This window comes from Mesorhizobium escarrei, assembly GCF_935825525.1.
In the GTDB taxonomy this organism is placed as follows: Bacteria; Pseudomonadota; Alphaproteobacteria; order Rhizobiales; family Rhizobiaceae; genus Mesorhizobium; species Mesorhizobium escarrei.
Window position 1 is genome coordinate 1 of the sequence record NZ_CAKXZT010000122.1, and the last position, 17,151, is coordinate 17,151.

At 62.1% G+C, this 17,151-nt stretch carries 26 protein-coding genes and 1 other RNA gene; 12 read left to right on the forward strand and 15 right to left on the reverse strand.

The genetic code is table 11. From position 1 onward, the window contains the following. Nucleotides 1-120: 120 nt before the first annotated feature. Together NMG80_RS13825 and NMG80_RS13830 are read right to left on the reverse strand one after the other, a co-directional pair. A complete protein-coding gene (locus NMG80_RS13825) occupies nucleotides 121-1,923 on the reverse strand; it encodes an ABC transporter transmembrane domain-containing protein (RefSeq protein ID WP_254018612.1) in 1,803 nt (600 codons plus the stop codon). A 35-nt stretch (nucleotides 1,924-1,958) separates the two neighbouring features. After that, nucleotides 1,959-2,147 (reverse strand): hypothetical protein, encoded by a 189-nt coding sequence (locus NMG80_RS13830; RefSeq protein WP_254018613.1) that lies wholly within the window; start codon nucleotides 2,145-2,147, stop codon nucleotides 1,959-1,961. Between NMG80_RS13830 and rpmE the strand changes: the two genes are divergently transcribed. Further along, nucleotides 2,130-2,351 (forward strand): 50S ribosomal protein L31, encoded by a 222-nt coding sequence (gene rpmE, locus NMG80_RS13835; RefSeq protein WP_006327661.1) that lies wholly within the window; start codon nucleotides 2,130-2,132, stop codon nucleotides 2,349-2,351. The two genes, NMG80_RS13830 and rpmE, sit on opposite strands and share 18 nt — an antisense overlap. A gap of 66 nt (nucleotides 2,352-2,417) precedes the next feature. Here the strand turns inward: rpmE and NMG80_RS13840 are convergent, their stop codons facing one another. After that, the gene (locus NMG80_RS13840; RefSeq protein WP_254018614.1) at nucleotides 2,418-3,059 is read right to left on the reverse strand and encodes a TetR/AcrR family transcriptional regulator; all 642 of its coding nucleotides are present in this window, start codon (nucleotides 3,057-3,059) and stop codon (nucleotides 2,418-2,420) included. Nucleotides 3,060-3,171: 112 nt separating this feature from the next. On the opposite strand from NMG80_RS13840, the gene NMG80_RS13845 reads away from it, so the two are divergent. Beyond that, nucleotides 3,172-4,005, forward strand: a complete 834-nt coding sequence (locus tag NMG80_RS13845) for an NAD(P)H-binding protein (protein WP_254018615.1) — start codon at nucleotides 3,172-3,174, stop codon at nucleotides 4,003-4,005. Nucleotide 4,006: 1 nt separating this feature from the next. After that, nucleotides 4,007-4,486 carry an anthrone oxygenase family protein gene (locus NMG80_RS13850; RefSeq protein ID WP_254018616.1) on the forward strand — a complete coding sequence of 160 codons (480 nt, stop codon included), beginning with the start codon at nucleotides 4,007-4,009 and terminating at the stop codon, nucleotides 4,484-4,486. Nucleotides 4,487-4,502: 16 nt separating this feature from the next. Here NMG80_RS13850 and NMG80_RS13855 read toward each other — a convergent pair whose 3' ends face one another. The 3 genes from NMG80_RS13855 to NMG80_RS13865 form a co-directional block, all read right to left on the reverse strand. Further along, nucleotides 4,503-4,829 (reverse strand): Rdx family protein, encoded by a 327-nt coding sequence (locus tag NMG80_RS13855; RefSeq protein ID WP_254018617.1) that lies wholly within the window; start codon nucleotides 4,827-4,829, stop codon nucleotides 4,503-4,505. Nucleotides 4,830-4,937: 108 nt separating this feature from the next. Then, a complete protein-coding gene (locus NMG80_RS13860; protein WP_254018618.1) occupies nucleotides 4,938-5,687 on the reverse strand; it encodes a YebC/PmpR family DNA-binding transcriptional regulator in 750 nt (249 codons plus the stop codon). Nucleotides 5,688-5,913: 226 nt separating this feature from the next. Continuing rightward, a complete protein-coding gene (locus tag NMG80_RS13865) occupies nucleotides 5,914-6,237 on the reverse strand; it encodes an ArsR/SmtB family transcription factor (protein ID WP_254018619.1) in 324 nt (107 codons plus the stop codon). Between the two features lie 51 nt (nucleotides 6,238-6,288). Between NMG80_RS13865 and NMG80_RS13870 the strand changes: the two genes are divergently transcribed. The 3 genes from NMG80_RS13870 to NMG80_RS13880 are packed head-to-tail and all read left to right on the forward strand — an operon-like array spanning nucleotide 6,289 to nucleotide 7,645. Then, entirely contained in the window at nucleotides 6,289-6,771 is a 483-nt protein-coding gene (locus NMG80_RS13870; RefSeq protein WP_254018620.1) for an SRPBCC domain-containing protein, read from the forward strand. A 16-nt stretch (nucleotides 6,772-6,787) separates the two neighbouring features. Continuing rightward, the gene (locus NMG80_RS13875; protein ID WP_254018621.1) at nucleotides 6,788-7,150 is read left to right on the forward strand and encodes a hypothetical protein; all 363 of its coding nucleotides are present in this window, start codon (nucleotides 6,788-6,790) and stop codon (nucleotides 7,148-7,150) included. A 27-nt stretch (nucleotides 7,151-7,177) separates the two neighbouring features. Next, the gene (locus tag NMG80_RS13880) at nucleotides 7,178-7,645 is read left to right on the forward strand and encodes an SRPBCC family protein (protein ID WP_254018622.1); all 468 of its coding nucleotides are present in this window, start codon (nucleotides 7,178-7,180) and stop codon (nucleotides 7,643-7,645) included. Between the two features lie 9 nt (nucleotides 7,646-7,654). Here the strand turns inward: NMG80_RS13880 and NMG80_RS13885 are convergent, their stop codons facing one another. From NMG80_RS13885 to ssrS, 6 genes are all read right to left on the reverse strand, one after another. Beyond that, on the reverse strand, nucleotides 7,655-7,942 hold the full coding sequence (locus tag NMG80_RS13885) for a BrnA antitoxin family protein (RefSeq protein WP_254018623.1): 288 nt from the start codon (nucleotides 7,940-7,942) through the stop codon (nucleotides 7,655-7,657). Next, nucleotides 7,923-8,210 (reverse strand): BrnT family toxin, encoded by a 288-nt coding sequence (locus NMG80_RS13890; protein ID WP_254018624.1) that lies wholly within the window; start codon nucleotides 8,208-8,210, stop codon nucleotides 7,923-7,925. The genes NMG80_RS13885 and NMG80_RS13890 overlap by 20 nt, the downstream gene beginning before the upstream one ends. A gap of 60 nt (nucleotides 8,211-8,270) precedes the next feature. After that, nucleotides 8,271-9,038, reverse strand: a complete 768-nt coding sequence (locus tag NMG80_RS13895) for a TerC family protein (RefSeq protein ID WP_254018625.1) — start codon at nucleotides 9,036-9,038, stop codon at nucleotides 8,271-8,273. Nucleotides 9,039-9,109: 71 nt separating this feature from the next. Further along, a complete protein-coding gene (locus tag NMG80_RS13900) occupies nucleotides 9,110-9,934 on the reverse strand; it encodes a TIGR00282 family metallophosphoesterase (RefSeq protein ID WP_202365547.1) in 825 nt (274 codons plus the stop codon). Nucleotides 9,935-10,015: 81 nt separating this feature from the next. Continuing rightward, the gene (locus NMG80_RS13905; RefSeq protein WP_254018626.1) at nucleotides 10,016-10,603 is read right to left on the reverse strand and encodes a 5-formyltetrahydrofolate cyclo-ligase; all 588 of its coding nucleotides are present in this window, start codon (nucleotides 10,601-10,603) and stop codon (nucleotides 10,016-10,018) included. 194 nt (nucleotides 10,604-10,797) lie between these two features. Further along, nucleotides 10,798-10,953, reverse strand: a non-coding RNA gene (ssrS, locus tag NMG80_RS13910) — 6S RNA. Between the two features lie 182 nt (nucleotides 10,954-11,135). Between ssrS and NMG80_RS13915 the strand changes: the two genes are divergently transcribed. From NMG80_RS13915 to msrB, 5 genes are all read left to right on the forward strand, one after another. Beyond that, entirely contained in the window at nucleotides 11,136-11,975 is an 840-nt protein-coding gene (locus tag NMG80_RS13915) for an AAA family ATPase (RefSeq protein ID WP_254018627.1), read from the forward strand. 114 nt (nucleotides 11,976-12,089) lie between these two features. Next, nucleotides 12,090-12,536: a GNAT family N-acetyltransferase gene (locus NMG80_RS13920; RefSeq protein ID WP_254018628.1), complete on the forward strand. Its 447-nt coding sequence runs from the start codon at nucleotides 12,090-12,092 to the stop codon at nucleotides 12,534-12,536. Nucleotides 12,537-12,544: 8 nt separating this feature from the next. Continuing rightward, a complete protein-coding gene (locus NMG80_RS13925; protein WP_254018629.1) occupies nucleotides 12,545-13,735 on the forward strand; it encodes a vWA domain-containing protein in 1,191 nt (396 codons plus the stop codon). Next, complete coding sequence (locus tag NMG80_RS13930) at nucleotides 13,736-14,557, forward strand: MBL fold metallo-hydrolase (protein ID WP_254018630.1); 822 nt, start codon at nucleotides 13,736-13,738, stop codon at nucleotides 14,555-14,557. It abuts the gene before it with no gap. Between the two features lie 109 nt (nucleotides 14,558-14,666). Beyond that, nucleotides 14,667-15,071, forward strand: a complete 405-nt coding sequence (gene msrB / locus NMG80_RS13935; protein WP_254018631.1) for a peptide-methionine (R)-S-oxide reductase MsrB — start codon at nucleotides 14,667-14,669, stop codon at nucleotides 15,069-15,071. 75 nt (nucleotides 15,072-15,146) lie between these two features. Here msrB and NMG80_RS13940 read toward each other — a convergent pair whose 3' ends face one another. Beyond that, a complete protein-coding gene (locus NMG80_RS13940) occupies nucleotides 15,147-15,491 on the reverse strand; it encodes a hypothetical protein (protein ID WP_254018632.1) in 345 nt (114 codons plus the stop codon). Between the two features lie 215 nt (nucleotides 15,492-15,706). Between NMG80_RS13940 and NMG80_RS13945 the strand changes: the two genes are divergently transcribed. Then, on the forward strand, nucleotides 15,707-16,216 hold the full coding sequence (locus NMG80_RS13945; protein WP_254018633.1) for an arsenate reductase ArsC: 510 nt from the start codon (nucleotides 15,707-15,709) through the stop codon (nucleotides 16,214-16,216). A gap of 27 nt (nucleotides 16,217-16,243) precedes the next feature. On the opposite strand, the gene NMG80_RS13950 is transcribed toward NMG80_RS13945, so the two are convergent. Beyond that, nucleotides 16,244-16,699 carry a DUF4268 domain-containing protein gene (locus NMG80_RS13950; protein WP_254018634.1) on the reverse strand — a complete coding sequence of 152 codons (456 nt, stop codon included), beginning with the start codon at nucleotides 16,697-16,699 and terminating at the stop codon, nucleotides 16,244-16,246. A gap of 48 nt (nucleotides 16,700-16,747) precedes the next feature. Then, a complete protein-coding gene (locus NMG80_RS13955; protein ID WP_023800031.1) occupies nucleotides 16,748-17,008 on the reverse strand; it encodes a DUF2312 domain-containing protein in 261 nt (86 codons plus the stop codon). Nucleotides 17,009-17,151: the final 143 nt, after the last annotated feature.

Below are 17,151 nucleotides of genomic sequence, written 5' to 3' on the forward strand. Positions count from 1 at the left end.
CACCATGAACTTCCTGACGCACTCGTCCTAGGGCGAAGCAAGGAGCGAAGCGACGCGGCGCAGACCCTAGGATCCATGCCGTGACATCAGCCGAACAATGCAGCGGACAAGAAACGAACGCTACTCCGCGGCGCCCCTGAAAGCGTTCGCCCCGGTTTCGAACTGCAGCTTGGCCAGCCGCGCATAGATGCCGCCCTTGACGACGAGGCTCTGGTGGCTGCCTTCCTCAACGATGCAGCCGCCATCCATGACCAGGATCCGGTCCGCCTTCAGCACCGTCGCCAGCCGGTGGGCGATGACGATCGTGGTGCGGTCCTGCATCAGCCGTTCCAGCGCCGTCTGCACCAGCGTCTCGCTTTCGGCGTCGAGGGCCGAGGTCGCCTCGTCGAGCAGAAGGATCGGCGCATCGCGCAGAATCGCGCGGGCAATCGCCACGCGCTGGCGCTGGCCGCCGGACAAGGTCACGCCGCGCTCGCCGACCTGGCTGTCATAGCCTTTCTCGAGTTTTAGGATGAACTCGTCGGCAAGCGCATCCCTGGCCGCCGCCTCGATCTCGGCCTGGCTGGCGTCCGGACGGCCGAAGCCGATATTGTCGCGCGCGCTGGCCGCGAAGATGGTAACGTCCTGCGGGACGATGGCGATGCGCTCTCGGATGGCGACGGGGTCGGCCTCGCGCACATTGACGCCGTCGATCATGATCTTGCCGGTCTCGGGGTCGTAGAAACGTAGCAGCAGCGAAAAGACGGTGCTCTTGCCGGCGCCAGACGGGCCGACGATCGCCACCGTCTCGCCGGGCTTGACCTGGAAACTCAGGCCGTGGACGGCGGCGCGGTCGGGCCCGGCGGGATAGGAGAAGGACACGTTGTCGAAGCTTATTGCGCCTCTGGCCGTCGCCGGCAGCAGTTTCGGATGCGCGGGGGCTTGGATCGCGGGCTTCTCGGCCAGGATCTCGGTCAGTCGTTCGGCAGCACCCGCCGCCTGGGAAAGCTCGCCCCACACTTCCGACAGCGCGCCGAGCGCGCCGGCCGCGAACACCGAATAGAGCAGGAACTGGCCGAGCGTGCCAGGCGACAGCGTGCCGTCGAGCACGTCGCGCGAGCCGAACCACAGCACCGCCACTACCGAGGAGAAGATCATGAAGATGGCGAAGAAGGTGAGGAAGGAGCGGGCAAAGATCGAGGACCGCGCCGAATCGAAGGCGGCTTCCACGGCAGCTGAAAAATGCCCGGTGACCAGCTTCTCGTTGGTGAAGGCCTGCAGCGTGCGCACCGCGCCGATCTGCTCGCTGGCATAGGCCGTGGCGTCGGCCAGCGTGTCCTGCGCCAGCCGCGATTTGCGCCGCACCGAGCGGCCGAAGGCGACCAGCGGCAGCACGATCACCGGAATGGCGGCGATGACAAGGCCCGACAGTTTTGGGCTGGTGACGACCATCATCGCCACGGCGCCAAGCCCAAGAATGACGTTGCGCAGCGCCACCGACGCGGTGGCTCCGACCGCCGACTTGACCTGCGTCGTGTCGGCGGCGAGCCGCGAGACGATCTCGCCCGACTGTGCAGTGTCGAAGAAGGATGGCGACAGCGTCGTGACATGGCGGAACACGTCGCTGCGGATGTCGGCGACGACGCGCTCGCCCAGCGTGATGACGAAGTAATAGCGGCTGGCCGACGCCGCAGCGAGCAAGGCCGCCATCACCACCAGCATGGCGAAGTACTCGGCGATGAAGCTGGAATCGGAGGCGGAAAAGCCGTGGTCGATCATGCGCCGCACGGCCAGCGGCAGCGCCAGCGTCGTCACCGCAGCAATGGTCAGCGAGACGACCGCGCCAACCACCATTTTCCGGTAGCGGGTGATGTACGGAAACAGGCGCCGCAGCGGCTTGAGCGAGCGCCTGCGCTCGTCTGCATCGCCGCTGGTGTGCGCCATGACCGTTTCCTCTGGCCGCCTTCTGGGCATGCGCCTCAATATGCGCTTACCGCGGCCTTGTGATTCAATTCCGGCTGATGTATAGGCTCGCCGACCGTTTTTAAAAGCCGTGGCTCCTCAATAGCTGCGGCTTCGAGTTTTAAAAAGGGGCGCATCGACGCAGGCTTTATGCCCGTCAGCAGCGCCAGCGAACCAGGAATAGCACAATGAAGACCGACATTCATCCCGACTACCACACCATCAAGGTCGTCATGACCGACGGCACCGAATACATGACCCGTTCGACCTGGGGCAAGGAAGGTGACACGATGAACCTCGACATCGACCCAACCACCCATCCGGCCTGGACCGGCGGCCAGCAGACCCTGCTCGACCGCGGCGGCCGCCTGTCGAAGTTCAAGAAGCGTTTCGAAGGTTTCGGCCTCTAAGCCGCAGGCCTTTTCGGATCGAAGAAACCCGCCCTCGTGGCGGGTTTTTTTGTTGGAGATGTGGCTCTATTCGCCAACCAGTTCGCGCAGCGCCATTCGCTTATAGACGGCGACCAGGTCGTCGCCTTCCTTTCGACCGACCGAGATCGCCAGCCGCATGGTGGCCTCGCCCATCTGCCAGATGAGAAACGCCGTCGTTTCCAGCGCCGCCGGATCGGCGGTGGGCCGCAGCCGCTTCAGCACAGCGGTGAGAAATTCGGCGTTAGCCCGGCTGTCGGCGAGCTCGAGTTCGCGCAGCGCCTTGTCGGCCTGTGTGCCCGACCAGATGTCGCGCATCACCGGCTCGGCCAGGAACAGCCCGTAATAGATATCCACCAACTCGGAAAATGCCCGCCGCAGCCCTTCGGCGTCGCTAACCTCGCCAAGCGCTGCCGCGATGCAGGCCTGGCTTTCGGCGGTGTAGCGCTCGGCCAGCGCCCAGATGATCGCCCGCTTGTCCGGGAAGAACTGGTAGAGCGAACCGATCGACACGCCGGCCCGTTCCGCCACCTCGCCCATGCGCATGGCATCGCTGCCTTGCTCGGCGATCAGCGCAGAGGCGGCGGCCAGCATCCGCTCGACCCGCTCGCGGCTGCGTTGCTGGCTTGGCGCCCGGCGCGGCGATGCGATCTGGCCATCCTGGGAACCCGATACGGTCGAGCCTTCCATCACTGTCTCCAGGCGAATGATCAACAAACTGGCTTGACTCACAAAATACGAGGGTTTATCACGTTTTGCAAATGTGAGGATTGCTCATGTTTGAAACAAAAGGAAAATCACCATGATCGACACGACACGGAAACCGACATTGATCCTCGGCGGCACTGGCAAGATCGGCCGCCGCCTCGCCGAGCGACTGACAGCGCGCGGCCTGCCGGTGCGGATCGGCTCCCGTTCCGGCACGCCATCTTTCGACTGGGAAGACAACGCGACCTGGGGCCCGGCAATGCAAGGTGTGGGCGCCGTGTATATCAGCTACTATCCCGATCTTTCCGTGCCCGGTGCGGCCGAAGCGGTCGGCGCCTTCGCCAACCTTGCCGTGCAAAACGGTATCACACGGCTGGTGCTGCTGTCGGGGCGCGGCGAAACCGAAGCGCAACGCGCCGAAGAGATGCTGAAAGCCTCAGGGGCCGACTGGACGATCCTGCGCTGCGCCTGGTTTGCCCAGAATTTCAGCGAGAGTTTTTTGCTCGATCCGCTGCTCGCCGGTGAGGTGGCTTTGCCGGTCGGCACTGTCGGAGAACCGTTCGTCGATGCCGACGACATCGCCGACGCCGCCGTTACGGTGCTTACCCGGCAAGGCCATGTCGGCCAGCTTTACGAGTTGACCGGGCCACGGCTGCTGAGCTTCGCTGACGCGATCGCCGAGATCGGCAAGGCAGCTGGCCGCAACATCAGCTTCAAGCAGATTTCGCATGCCGAGTTCGCCGCCGCAATCGCCGCGCACGAGCTGCCGGCCGAGTTTGGCTGGCTGCTCAACGAGCTGTTCACCGAAGTGCTCGACGGCCGCAACGAGGCGCTGGCCGATGGAATCGAGCGCGTGCTCGGCCGAGCGCCAAGGGACTTCTCCGCCTACGCAACCGAAACCGCTGGTACGGGCATCTGGAGCAACTGACATGATCATGAAACTGCTTCCCACCCTCACCTTCATCGCCGCACTCGGCTCGGGCGTCGTCGCTGGTGTCTTCTTCGCCTTCTCCAGCTTCGTCATGCCGGGCCTCGCCCGCATGCCTGCCGCGGGCGGCATCGCCGCCATGAATTCGATCAACGTCACTGCGGTGACGCCAATGTTCATGACCGCGCTTTTCGGCACCGGGCTGATCTGCCTTGTCCTCGCCGCCAGCGCTGTCATCGGATGGGGCCAACCGGGCTCGTTGTGGCTTCTCGCCGGCGCCCTGATCTACCTCGTCGGCAACCTGATCGTGACGATGATCTTCAACGTGCCGCTCAACAACGCGCTGGCCGCCGTCGATCCGGCGAGCGCCAACGGCGCCGCTTTGTGGACCACCTATCTCAGGGACTGGGTGATGTGGAACCACGTCCGCACCATCACCGCCATCGTCGCGCTGGGCTGCTTCATCGTGGCGTGGCGGTGAATGCAGGGACCCTGCGTCAGGCAGGGTCTTCTGACGTGGTGTCTTTTGACTTGTCGCACTTGCGGTCGGCATGGCCGAGATCGCGGTCCGGATCGATCACGTCGCGAACCAGCTGCTTGAGCCTTGCGGCATCGGGGAAGCCGCCGTCGCGCTTGCGGTCCCAGACCAGAGTGTCGTTGCAGGAAATGGTGAAGATGCCGCCGGTGCCGGGCACCAGCGTGACCTCGCCCAGATCCGTTGCGAAGGTCGACAGCAGCTCCTGCGCCATCCAGCCGGCCCGCAGCAGCCAGTGGCACTGCACGCAATAGCTGATGCGGATGGTGGGCAGCACCTTTTCGGTCATGTCAGATTGAACTCCGCTCATATTCCAACTGAGCTCCCTCATCGTCTCAGATTGAGCTCCGCTCATATCTCCGATTGAGCTCCGCTTATGTCTCGGGCTGAGCCGTGCTCATGCCGCGCTGAGTTTCGCCATGGTTTCGTCGTCGACCTCGAAATTGGCGTAGACGCTCTGCACGTCGTCATCGTCCTCGAGCGTCGCGACCAGCTTCATCAGCGACTGTGCCCGCTCCTCGTCGACCGCAATGCTGGTCTGCGGCTTCCAGATCGGCTTCACTGATTCTGCCTCGCCGAGCGCGCCTTCCAGCGCCTTCGACACTTCGCCGAGATTCTCGAAGCTGCAATAGATCGTGTGGCCTTCCTCGTCCGACTGGACGTCGTCGGCTCCGGCCTCGATCGCCGCGTCCATGACCTTCTCGGCACTGCCGACCGACGCCGGATAAAAAATTTCGCCGACACGGTCCCACATGAACGACACCGAGCCGGTTTCGCCCATCGCCCCGCCGGCCTTGGTGAAGGCGGCGCGCACATTCGACGCCGAGCGGTTGCGGTTGTCGGTCAGCGCCTCGACGATGAGCGCAACGCCGCCTGGCCCGTAGCCTTCGTAGCGCACGGCTTCGTAAGTCTCGGCGTCACCCATCGACGCCTTGTTGATGGCGCGCTGGATGTTGTCTTTCGGCATTGACACCGCCTTGGCGTTCTGCACGGCCAAGCGCAGGCGCGGGTTCATTGAGGGATCCGGCGTGCCGCTCTTGGCGGCGACGGTTATTTCGCGCGCCAGCTTGGAAAACATTTTCGACCGCACCGCGTCCTGGCGGCCCTTGCGGTGCATGATGTTCTTGAACTGTGAATGGCCAGCCATGGCACCCCTGTCGTCTTCTTGGCAGAGCATCCTGCAGCGAGGTAGTCACCTCGCCTTTTGCCAAAATGCTCGAATTCAAAATTTCAGAACGTCCCTGCTGCGTCCGGATGGACGTACGGCGCTCTATCTCGGAATGGCCGGCTTATAGATAAATCGGCTCAATTCGTCCAGCCGCGCGGTAAGGGGGGAGCGCAACACGCCCGCCAGCTGCATTCTTGCGGCCATTTCACCCCTCCAGATCGGATTTCAGCCGGTCGAGAATGCTGATCGCATGCGTGGCGTACTGGCTGATCCAGCGGTCATGGATCTGCTTGATCGGCAGCGCATTGAGATGGTTCCAGCGCTCGCGCCCCTCGCGCCGCGCCACGACCAGGTCGGCTTCCTCCAGCACTTTCAGATGCAGCATGACGGTGCAGCGGTCCATGTCGGGAAAGGCATCGCATAGCATGCCGGTGGTCCGCGGCGCGTCCTTCAACTCGTCGAGCAGCGCGCGCCGGCGCGGATGCGCCAGCGCCTTGAAAACATTGTCGTCCCGCGCTTCGCTTGACATGTTATATTTTTATAACATAATATCGATCTGATCAAGGAAGGAGCTGTGGATATGTCTCTTGAATTCAGAGTTTCGGGCCGCATCGGCAAACCGGTCGCCGAAGTTTTCGACGCCGTCGTCAACCCGAACAAACTCAGCGCCTATTTCACCACAATCGGCGGCGCCAGTGCCCCGCTGGTGGCCGGCACCAAGGTAGTCTGGTGGGGCAAGGTCCCGGTCAAGGTCGACGAGGTGGAGAAAGACAACCGCATCGTGCTGCGCTGGGACGCCACCGACGCCGACGGCAAGCCGGCTTACAAGACGCGCATCGAGATGAATTTTGAGCCGCTGGACGACGGCGGCACCTTCGTCACAATCGCCGAGGCCGGCTGGCACGAGGACGCGGTCGGCCTGAAGAAGTCCTACCTCAATTGCGAGGGCTGGTCGCAGATGCTGGCCTGCATGAAGGCCTATGTCGAATACGGCATCAATTTGCGCGACGGCTACTATCGCAGCGAGATGAAGGGCGAGCCCGCCAATGAAGACAATATCTGAGAAGACGGAGGAAAGAATGGCTGCGAAGATCACCGGCGGCATCAACATCGCCATGAAAGTGCCGCCCCACCAATACCAGGAGACGATCGCCTTCTACCGCGATGTTGTCGGCCTAAAACCGTTCACGGCCAAGGCGCCGGCCGTTGGTTTCGAGCTCGGTCCCAATCGCCTGTGGATCGACGAGGCGCCGATGCTGAGCCAAGCCGAGGTCTGGCTGGAGCTGTTCACCGACGATTTTCCGGCCGCCGCCGATCATCTCGCCAAGGCCAGCGTTGTGCGCTGCGACGCCATCGAGGCGCTCGGCGAAGGTTTTCGTGGCGGCTGGATCACCAATCCGGCCAACATCATTCACCTGGTGCGCGAACCCGACGCATGGTGACGGAGACCCGTTCGGAAGGAGGACGAGATGGACATTCGTGAGACACCGACCGCCGAAGCCGGCATGCTGATCCGGCGGCCGGTCGCAGAAATGTTCGAAGTCATCGTCGATCCGGCGATCACCACGAAATTCTGGTTCACCCACGGCAGCGACAGGCTCGACAGCGGCAACGAGGTTCGCTGGGAATGGGGCATGTATGGCGTTTCGACGCCGGTCACGGTCAGCGAGATCGTCAGGAACGAAAAGATCATCATGCAATGGAGCGATCCGCCGACAACGGTGGTCTGGACCTTTACCGAACTGCCGGGCGGCACGACCTTTGTCGAGGTTCGCAATTTCGGTTTTGCCGGCAGCCCCGATGAACAGGTCAAGCAGGCGATCGGCTCGACCGATGGCTTCGCGCTGGTGCTCGCCGGCGCCAAAGCTTGGCTGGAGCATGGCCTGACGCTTGGCCTGATCGGCGACCGTCATCCGAAGGGCGTGCCGACCGCTTAGCTGAAGCGCTCAGGACCGCCGCTTTTCCTGCTCCGTCACATGGCGACGGAGCACGCGATTGATCTCGGTTTGATAGCCGCCACCCTCGACGTGCTCCTTGAACCAGGACAGCACATCAGCGTCGAGCCTAATGGTCACCGGTTGCTTGAGCGGTCGATAAAGATGCCCGCGGCGAGCGTGAACCCAGTTCTCGGTCGGGGCTTCCGGAATATCGGAAGTATCGATTTCGTCGTCAGGCAAATCAGCCAGCATGGCAAGCTGGTCGCGCTGATCCTGGCTAAGCTCGTTCCTGCTCATAGCGCCTCCTTTCACGCGGCGTCGCTTTTCGAGCGCCGATAGTCCGAATCCGTTCTTCATCTTCGAGATCAGGGTATGTATCCATAACGAGCAAAACCACCAGCATCTCGATCATCCCAATCGCATGCCATCGTTGCTCCCCAACTTCGAACCGGTCAGGCACGATAAGATGAAGCGGATCGTTGAAGACGCCCTTTGCGAGATCGAATGCGGCACCGTGCTTGGCAAGATTGCGCTTGGCCTTTTCGGCATCCCGCTCGAACTGCAACGCCGCACCATTATTTACGATATTGTACGTACAATTTTGTAAGAGTCTAGCGTCGATGACTCAGTGCCCCGCGCCGGCCCTTGCTTTTCTTCGACGTCGCGCCAGCATGTTGAGGCCCTCGACAAGGGCGGAAAAACCCATGGCGGCGTAGATGTAGCCCTTCGGCACATGGAAGCCCATGCCGTCGGCGATCAGCGTCATGCCGATCATCAGCAGGAAGCTCAGCGCCAGCATGACGATGCTGGGGTTTTTCGCGATGAAGTTGGCGAGCGGCCCGGCCGCCAGCATCATCACGGTGACCGCCACGATCACGGCGATGTACATGATGGCGATCTCGTCGGTCATGCCGACTGCGGTGATGATCGAATCGATCGAGAAGACGAGGTCGAGCAGCAGGATCTGGAAGACGGCGCCGGCCATCGAAAGCTGCAGCGTCTCACCGATCATCGTGTCCTGATGGTCCTCGAGATCGACCGTATGGTGGATTTCCTTGGTCGCTTTCCAGACGAGGAACAGGCCGCCGGCGATCAGGATCAGATCGCGCCAGGAGAAACCATGGCCGAAAGCGGTGAACACCGGCGCCGTCAACTGGACGATGATCGAGATGGTCGCAAGCAGAACCAGCCGCATTATCAGCGCCGCCGAAATGCCGATTCGCCGGGCGCGAGCCCTCTGCGCCTCCGGCAATTTGTTGGTCAGGATCGAGATGAAGATCAGATTGTCGATGCCGAGCACGACCTCCAGCACAATCAGCGTCAGCAACGCGACCCACGCGGTCGGATCGGAGACAAAGGCGAAATGCGGCGCCAGGAATTCGATGAGCTGCATGGAGGTCGTCCCCTCTTACGATCTAGAGCAGTGTCGCCGGCAATTAGGTATCGCAGGCGTTGATATCAATGTCACGACCAGAAAGATGGCGCCGTTTCCTCCAGCCGCGGCCCGCGGCGAAACGGCGCAATCCGCTCGGTCAGGCCGCTGCGATCCGAAATGTCGACGCCGACGCCGCACAATGTCGCCGGGCCGCTCGCCGCCTCGAAGCGTCCTTTCGGCACCTTCGACAGAAACCGGTTGAGCGGCTCCTCCTTGTCCATACCGAGCGAAGAATCATAGTCGCCGCACATGCCGGCGTCCGAGATATAGCCGGTGCCGCCATTGAGGATATGGTGGTCGCCGGTCGGCTGATGTGTATGAGTGCCGACGACCAGGCTGGCGCGGCCGTCGACGAAGTGCGCAAAGCACATTTTTTCGGAGGTCGCCTCGGCATGGAAATCGATGACCACCGCATCGGCCTGCTCGCCGAGCGGGCAGGCGGCAAGCTCGCGCTCGCCGGCCTGGAACGGATCGTCGAGTTCGGGATGCATGAACACCCGGCCCATGATGTTGGCGACCAGAACGCGCGCGCCGTTCCTGGCGATGTAGACGCCGGAGCCCCGCCCTGGCGTGCCCTTGGGGAAATTGGACGGACGCAGGAAGCGTTCCTCGCGCGGCGCGAAAGCCAGCGCATCGCGCTGGTCCCAGACATGGTTGCCGGTGGTGACGACGTCGGCGCCCGCCGCGATCGTCTCGCGAAAGATCTCTTCGGTGATGCCGAAGCCGCCGGCGGCGTTCTCGCCATTGACGATGACGAAGTCGAGTTTGAAATCCGAGATCAGGCCGGGGAGTTGTTCCCACACCGCCGTACGTCCCGTCTTGCCGACCATATCGCCGAGGAAGAGAAGTCTCATCTAAAAATGATCCTGAACCGAAGGTCAGCGAAGCAAAAAGCTGCATGACTTCCGGAAAAGACCATGCGTCCAGGAACTTATCTACAATTTCGGCGCGAACCGGCGCAACCCGCTCTCGGTGAGTATTTCCGGAATGGTCACGTCATGCGGCTCGTCCGGCACCAGCGGCACCTCCTGGCAGTCGAAAGCAATGCCGATCAGCCGCGGCTTCTGCCCCTTGTCGACCAGCCGCGCGATGGCGCGGTCGTAATAGCCGGCGCCGTAGCCGACGCGGTGGCCGCGCGCGTCGAAAGCCGCGAGCGGCACCAGCATCACCTGGGGATCGAGCACCTCGGCCTCTTCATGCGGCCCGACGGTGCCGAACCCCATGTCGATCATCGGTGCGCCGCGCACCAGTTCGCGAAAGACGATGGTGGTCTTGTCGAGAATCGCCGGCAGGCAAAGCCGTGCCCCATTTTCGCGCAGGGCGAACATCAGCGGCCGGACGTCGACTTCCGTGCGCATCGGCCAGAAGCCGGAGACGATCTGGCCCGGTTCTATCGCAATGTTGTCCCGCGCCGTCTCGGCCATTTCGAGCGCTGCCTCCACCCGCCAGAACGGATTGAGCGCGTCGCGGCGCCCGAGTGCTTCGCGTCGCAATTTTTTTTTCAGTTCTTTCAAGGATGTCATGCGCCGACGATAGAAAAGGTCAGATTTGGATGGAGTTTTAGGAGCGACGTTTTCTACCGCATGATCCACCGAAGTGTCAGCGGTTCGGTGAAAAGATCATGCGAAATGAGATCAGCGGAGCGAACTTTTCGTTCGTGAGCACCGCACAAAGCGGCGCGACGACAAAATCCGCAAAATATGGCCTTTTCGATGGGTGACGATCCACACAACCGGTGGAGAGAGCGATCCCGGGAACCTACAAAGTAGGTGGGCGCCGTATGAGAAAACCCACGGGTCTTCCCAGGGACAGCTCCCTAGGGATCATTAAGGCCCCGGGGAAAATGTTCTCCTGCCGGGAAGCGCAGACCGTCTTGCCCAATATAGGCCGACGATCGACCAAGCGCCATAGAGACGGCCATGCTCGGTGGCTTAATTCGTCACAAAGCCCTGCCCGGGAGTTTTCCTGGCACAAGGTTTCACCGCGCCCTCGCCGCTGCGCCTTGCGCAGGCTGGACTGTCTCCTTACGGTTGCCATCAAAACCGAGGAGCAAGAATGCGTTTCGAAGGCACGGCGGCCTATGTCGCCGACAAGGATCTGATGGTGGCGGTCAACGCGGCGATCGCGCTCGAGCGGCCATTGCTGGTCAAGGGCGAGCCCGGCACCGGCAAGACCGAACTGGCCAGGCAAGTGTCGGCGGCGCTCGGCCTCGAGCTGATCGAATGGCACGTTAAGTCGACGACAAGGGCGCAGCAGGGCCTCTACGAGTATGACGCCGTCTCGCGGCTGCGCGACAGCCAGCTCGGCGACGAGCGCTTCAACGACATCAGCAACTACATCAAGCGTGGCAAGCTGTGGGACGCCTTCACGACGGCCAGGAAGGTCGTGCTTCTGATCGATGAGATCGACAAGGCTGACATCGAGTTCCCCAACGATTTGTTGCAGGAACTCGATAGGATGGAGTTCTTCGTCTACGAGACCGGCGAGATGATCCGCGCCGCTGTGCGCCCGATCGTCATCATCACCTCCAACAACGAGAAGGAGCTGCCGGACGCCTTCCTGCGCCGCTGCTTCTTCCACTATATCCGCTTTCCCGACGTCGAGACGCTGCACCGGATCGTCGACGTGCACTATCCCGGCATCAAGCAGAACCTGGTGCGCGCCGCACTGACCCAGTTCTACGAGATCCGCGACGTGCCGGGCCTGAAGAAGAAGCCATCGACCTCCGAGGCACTCGACTGGATCAGGCTCTTGGTCGCCGATGACATCGCGCCCGAGGACCTGCGCGCCGACCCGAAAAACGCACTGCCCAAGCTGCATGGTGCGCTTTTGAAGAACGAACAGGACGTGCATCTGTTCGAGCGCTTGGCCTTTATGGCGAGAAGGCAGGGGTGAGGAGCGGTCGGCCAAAGCCGCGGCAGGGATCGGACAGCGCTTTCCCGTTGCTGGACCGTTGCCGCCGGCCGGGCACCGGGGCAGCCTGGGCCCGAAGCTTCGTAAGGAAATGAAATGGCCGAGATCACCGTCCGCCCACTCGCACAATCCGACCACGCCGACTGGCAGCGCCTGTGGACTGCTTACCTCACCTTCTACGAAACCAAGCTGCCGGAAGACGTCTACGCCGTCACCTGGAAGCGGCTGTTCACGGCGGGTGAGTTCGAGCCGAAGGGGTTCATCGCCACCCTCGACGGTAAGGCGGTCGGCCTCACCCATTACCTCTACCATCGCTCCTGCTGGTCCGAAAAAAACAACTGCTATCTGCAGGATCTGTTCGCCGACCCGGATGTGCGCGGCAAAGGCGTCGGTGCCGCCCTGATCGAAGCGGTCAAGCAGGAAGCCGGCAAGATCGGCGTTAAGAACGTCTACTGGATGACGCACGAGACCAACACCACCGCGCGCAAGCTCTACGATCACGTGGCGCGGCGAACCGGCTTCATCGAATATGATCTCCCATAGATGGTGCGATGTTCATCCCCTTCTTCCTCGAACTGAAGGCTGCGCGGGTTCCGGTCTCTCTCCGGGAGTATCTGTCGCTGCTGGAAGGGCTGGAGGCGGGGCTGGTCGACTATGACGTCGAGGGGTTTTACTATCTCGCCCGCGCCGCACTGGTGAAGGACGAGCGTCACATCGACCGTTTTGACCAGGTCTTTTCGCGCGTTTTCAAGGGCATTGAAGCGCTGGCTGGCGAAAACCAGGTCGACGTCGAAAACATTCCGGAGGAATGGCTGCGGCGGCTTGCCGAAAAGCACCTAAGCGACGAAGAGAAAAAGCTGGTCGAGGCGCTGGGCGGTTTCGAAAAGCTGATGGAGACGCTGAAGAAGCGGCTGGAGGAACAAAATGGCCGCCATCAGGGCGGGTCGAAATGGATCGGCACCGGCGGCACCTCACCCTTCGGCGCCTATGGATATAATCCCGAAGGCGTTCGCATCGGCCAGCATGAGAGCCGCAACCGCCGCGCGGTGAAGGTCTGGGACAAGCGCGAGTTCAGGAATTTCGACGATGCCGTCGAGCTCGGCACCCGCAACATCAAGATCGCGCTTAAACGCTTGCGCCGTTGGGTGCGCGAAGGCGCCGAGGAGGAGTTCGACCTGCCCGGCACCATCCACGCCACGGCCGAGCATGGCTATCTCGACGTGCAGACACGGCCCGAGCGGCGCAATGCCGTGAAGCTGCTGATGTTCTTCGATGTCGGCGGCTCGATGGACGATCACATCAGAAGCGTCGAGGAGCTGTTTTCGGCCGCCCGCGCCGAATTCCGCCAGCTCGAATATTTCTACTTCCACAACTGCCTCTACGAGGGCGTGTGGAAGGACAATCGCCGCCGCCATGCGGAGGTGATTCCGACCTTCGACCTCCTCCACAAATACGGTCCGGACTACAAGGTGATCGTCGTCGGCGATGCCTCGATGAGCCCCTATGAGATCGCGCATCCCGGCGGCTCGGTCGAGCACTGGAATCCGGAGGCCGGCGTCGTCTGGCTCGGCCGCCTGCTGCAGCAATGGCCTAACGCGGTATGGCTCAACCCCGAAAGCGAAAAGCACTGGGGTTTTACCCATTCGATCGCCATGATCCGCAATATTTTTGGCGGCCGCATGTTTCCGCTGACGCTCGCCGGGCTCGACGCTGCGACGAAGCAGCTTTCAAGGAAGCACTGAATGGGTCCACGCAAAACAGGACGGCCGACCTGTTTCCTCTGCCTGCAGTGTGGCGTCCAGTTCGCGGCGGCAGCCGCGCCGCCGCAACATTGCCCGATCTGCGAGGACGAGCGGCAATATGTGCGCTGGGAGGGCCAGGCCTGGATCACGCCGCAAGAGCTCGCCGCCGGGCATCGGGTCGTGATGAAGGACGACGCCGGTGTGCTCGCCTTCGGCATCGAGCCGCGCTTCGCCATCGGTCAGCGGGCGCTGCTGGCACAGACCCCGCACGGCAATGTGCTGTGGGACTGCATCTCGATGGTCAGCGACGAGGCGGTGGCCGAAATCAACCGACGAGGCGGCCTGGCCGCGATCGCCATTTCGCACTGCCATTATTATTCGGCAATGGTCGAGTGGAGCGAAGCGTTTGGCGGCGTGCCGATCTATCTGCATGCCGATGACCGCAACTGGATCATGCGGCCGCATCCGGCCGTTGTCAGTTGGGAGGGCGAGACGCGCGCCCTGAACCCCTCGCTGACACTTATCCGTTGCGGCGGTCACTTTGCCGGTGGCCAGGTGCTGCACTGGAAGCGCGACGGCGGCGGCGCCATCCTGGCCGGCGATGTCTTGCAGGTGACGCCAACCCGCCGCCATGTCAGCTTCATGTATAGTTACCCGAACTACATCCCGCTCAATGCGGCGAAGGTACTCCGCATCGCCTCGGCACTGGAGCCTTTCGCGTTCGACCATATCTACGGCGCATGGTGGAACCAGAACGTCATCGGCGATGCAAAGACGGCATTTGCAAGGTCTGTTGCGCGGTATCTCGCAGCGATCGCCTGAGGAATTCTTCGCGGCAGCATTGGAAATACCGGCAAACGCCGTAACAAATGCCTATTTTAGGCGAACTTGGGAAGACAACCCCAATAGCGGCACGAGCTAAGAGGCAAAAATGGATAGTCACACCTACCCTGTCACCCGCACCGATGCCGAATGGCGCGCCCGGCTGACGCCGGAGCAATATGCGGTGATGCGTAATCACGGCACCGAGCGGCCGGGCAGCTGCGCCCTGCTCCACGAGAAGCGCGCCGGCACTTTTTCCTGCGTCGGCTGCGACCAGCCCTTGTTCGAATCCAAGCTGAAGTTCGAGAGCGGCACCGGCTGGCCAAGCTTCAACGATCCGGTGCCCGGTTCGGTCGAGACGACCGTCGACCGCAGCTACGGCATGGTCCGCACCGAATGCCACTGCGCCCGCTGCGGCAGCCATCTCGGCCACGTCTTCGAGGACGGCCCGCCGCCGACCAGCCTGCGCTATTGCATCAACGGGGTCGCGCTGAAATTCGAGCCGGCTGCCTGACTGCAATTTAAGATTGTGCAATTTAGCGTTGTCAAAGGACGGCTTCGGCCGGCCTTTGCCGGCAGCATTTTCCTGTCAGATCACCACCACCAGCATCAGCCACAGCACAGCGCCCAGCGTCATCAGCGAAGCCTTGACGCCGCCGGATTTCTCGGCGGTCCGCCACACCGCAAAAGTCAGGAAGAAATTGTACGGCACCGGCGCGAAATGCACCGCCAGAACGAGAGCGAGCGGCAGCTTCAGCCCGAGCAGGATCAGCGCCAGCACCGACACTGCGATGTTGATCGCCGTGCCGACAAGGACAAGATCGCGCCAGAACAGCCGGTCTAGCGGCGCAGTGCCTCTCCAGCGCGAGCGGAAGAAACCCGCCGCACGGCCTGCCTTGCCGTTTTCGCTTTCGAAAGTCTCTGGCGCACTCATCGATGCGGCTTTCTCTCATTCGACAGCCGCAGAGATTTCCAAAGCAGCAAGCCTGTCAACGCAGGTCGATCATCGGCACGCAAGCGTATGATTTGGAAGATTGTCATCAAACGGTCGTGAAACCTTTCTACGTCGCCTTGTCGGCATCTCGGCAAAGACACCTTGCCGGAATCTGCCGCCCCCATCATCCAGTCACCTGCCAAGGAGGTCTTGAGATGAGCGATAATGTCTACAACGTGCTGTTTCTTTGCAACGCCAATTCGGCGCGGTCGATCATGGCGGAAGCCATCCTCAATCGGATCGGCGCCGGCAAGTTCAAGGCCTTTTCCGCCGGTTCGCGGCCGAAGGGCGAGGTCAACCCCTACGGATTGCAGCTGCTCGAAAGCCTCAACCACGATACGAGCTTCGCCCGTTCGAAAGGCTGGGACGAGTTTGCCGAGCCCGACGCGCCGGAAATGAATTTCATCTTCACGCTTTGCGACACCACCGCCAATGAATCCTGTCCGATCTGGCCGGGTCATCCGATGACCGCGCTCTGGTCGATACCAGACCCAGCCAAGGCAGAGGGCACCGAAGCCGAACTGCATCTTGCCTTTGCCGATGCCTATCGTATGCTCAACAACCGCATCTCGCTGCTGGTCAATCTACGGATGGACGCGCTCGACCATCTAGCGCTGCAACAGCATCTCGACGAGATCGGCCGGGATACGGCGAAGCCGAACTAAGCCCAAGCCGCCGACAGGCAGGCGAATTCACGAACCGGCTTCGCCAGCCTCGCCGAGAACCTCGGCAACGGCGCGCTCGAAACGCGATGCCTCCGTCACCAGCCAGTCGGCCATGGCCGGCCAATTGTCCTCGGCAAAACAGTTCACCCGCCACAGCGAATTGATGCCGAGGCCCTCGCAACTCTGTTCCGGCCTGAGCTTCAACCTATCTTCGATCGCCGGCTGGAACGGTTTCAACCGCGACCAGGCTTCCGTGGCGCCGAACTTCTCGTTGCGGCCGAAGAAGACGCCGACATGGTTCTGCGCCGGCGCGACATACATGGAAAGGACCAATGCGAAGTCGGGCAGCCCGCGCTGCCAGAACCAGGGTCCGCGCCGCGCCATCAGAGGCCTTTCTTCTGGATGCCGTTCCGCGAACAGCGTCCAGAAGCCGCGTTGGCGGAACTCAGACGCGCGGCGGCCGCCAAAGTCGAATTCGCTCATGGTTCGACCCGTTGCGGGCGCAACCGGCGCCCAGGGCTGTTACCAGCCTTACACCATGCCGAGTGCGGCTTTGTAGAGGTCGAGGATGGTTTCCTCCTCTTGCCGCTCAGCCTGGTCCTTCTTGCGCAGCCGGATGATCGACCGCATCGCCTTGGTGTCGAAGCCGGTGCCCTTGGCCTCGGCGAACACTTCCTTGATGTCGTCGGCGATCGTCTTCTTCTCTTCCTCGAGCCGCTCGATGCGCTCGATGAAGGCTCGCAGCTGGCCGGCGGCAACAGTCTGGCTGGTCTCGGTGATGTCGTCGGCCATTTTTTCTCCGCGTCGTTTCCATGCCGCGACTCACGAACCGTCGCGGCGAATTTGCAGCGGTTCGATGCCCGACCGGAGGCGACCGGTCAAGCTGTTATCGATGCGGCATGAAGGGCTGCCGCCAGACGCAGAAACCTCTGCCT

Coding starts and splice junctions, on each gene's coding strand:
- NMG80_RS13825 (WP_254018612.1), bottom strand. CDS start 1,923: ATGGCGCACACCAGCGGCGATGCAGACGAGCGCAGGCGCTCGCTCAAG.
- rpmE (WP_006327661.1), top strand. CDS start 2,130: ATGAAGACCGACATTCATCCCGACTACCACACCATCAAGGTCGTCATG.
- NMG80_RS13830 (WP_254018613.1), bottom strand. CDS start 2,147: ATGAATGTCGGTCTTCATTGTGCTATTCCTGGTTCGCTGGCGCTGCTG.
- NMG80_RS13840 (WP_254018614.1), bottom strand. CDS start 3,059: ATGGAAGGCTCGACCGTATCGGGTTCCCAGGATGGCCAGATCGCATCG.
- NMG80_RS13845 (WP_254018615.1), top strand. CDS start 3,172: ATGATCGACACGACACGGAAACCGACATTGATCCTCGGCGGCACTGGC.
- NMG80_RS13850 (WP_254018616.1), top strand. CDS start 4,007: ATGATCATGAAACTGCTTCCCACCCTCACCTTCATCGCCGCACTCGGC.
- NMG80_RS13855 (WP_254018617.1), bottom strand. CDS start 4,829: ATGACCGAAAAGGTGCTGCCCACCATCCGCATCAGCTATTGCGTGCAG.
- NMG80_RS13860 (WP_254018618.1), bottom strand. CDS start 5,687: ATGGCTGGCCATTCACAGTTCAAGAACATCATGCACCGCAAGGGCCGC.
- NMG80_RS13865 (WP_254018619.1), bottom strand. CDS start 6,237: ATGTCAAGCGAAGCGCGGGACGACAATGTTTTCAAGGCGCTGGCGCAT.
- NMG80_RS13870 (WP_254018620.1), top strand. CDS start 6,289: ATGTCTCTTGAATTCAGAGTTTCGGGCCGCATCGGCAAACCGGTCGCC.
- NMG80_RS13875 (WP_254018621.1), top strand. CDS start 6,788: ATGGCTGCGAAGATCACCGGCGGCATCAACATCGCCATGAAAGTGCCG.
- NMG80_RS13880 (WP_254018622.1), top strand. CDS start 7,178: ATGGACATTCGTGAGACACCGACCGCCGAAGCCGGCATGCTGATCCGG.
- NMG80_RS13885 (WP_254018623.1), bottom strand. CDS start 7,942: ATGAGCAGGAACGAGCTTAGCCAGGATCAGCGCGACCAGCTTGCCATG.
- NMG80_RS13895 (WP_254018625.1), bottom strand. CDS start 9,038: ATGCAGCTCATCGAATTCCTGGCGCCGCATTTCGCCTTTGTCTCCGAT.
- NMG80_RS13900 (WP_202365547.1), bottom strand. CDS start 9,934: ATGAGACTTCTCTTCCTCGGCGATATGGTCGGCAAGACGGGACGTACG.
- NMG80_RS13905 (WP_254018626.1), bottom strand. CDS start 10,603: ATGACATCCTTGAAAGAACTGAAAAAAAAATTGCGACGCGAAGCACTC.
- NMG80_RS13915 (WP_254018627.1), top strand. CDS start 11,136: ATGCGTTTCGAAGGCACGGCGGCCTATGTCGCCGACAAGGATCTGATG.
- NMG80_RS13920 (WP_254018628.1), top strand. CDS start 12,090: ATGGCCGAGATCACCGTCCGCCCACTCGCACAATCCGACCACGCCGAC.
- NMG80_RS13925 (WP_254018629.1), top strand. CDS start 12,545: ATGTTCATCCCCTTCTTCCTCGAACTGAAGGCTGCGCGGGTTCCGGTC.
- NMG80_RS13930 (WP_254018630.1), top strand. CDS start 13,736: ATGGGTCCACGCAAAACAGGACGGCCGACCTGTTTCCTCTGCCTGCAG.
- msrB (WP_254018631.1), top strand. CDS start 14,667: ATGGATAGTCACACCTACCCTGTCACCCGCACCGATGCCGAATGGCGC.
- NMG80_RS13940 (WP_254018632.1), bottom strand. CDS start 15,491: ATGAGTGCGCCAGAGACTTTCGAAAGCGAAAACGGCAAGGCAGGCCGT.
- NMG80_RS13945 (WP_254018633.1), top strand. CDS start 15,707: ATGAGCGATAATGTCTACAACGTGCTGTTTCTTTGCAACGCCAATTCG.
- NMG80_RS13950 (WP_254018634.1), bottom strand. CDS start 16,699: ATGAGCGAATTCGACTTTGGCGGCCGCCGCGCGTCTGAGTTCCGCCAA.
- NMG80_RS13955 (WP_023800031.1), bottom strand. CDS start 17,008: ATGGCCGACGACATCACCGAGACCAGCCAGACTGTTGCCGCCGGCCAG.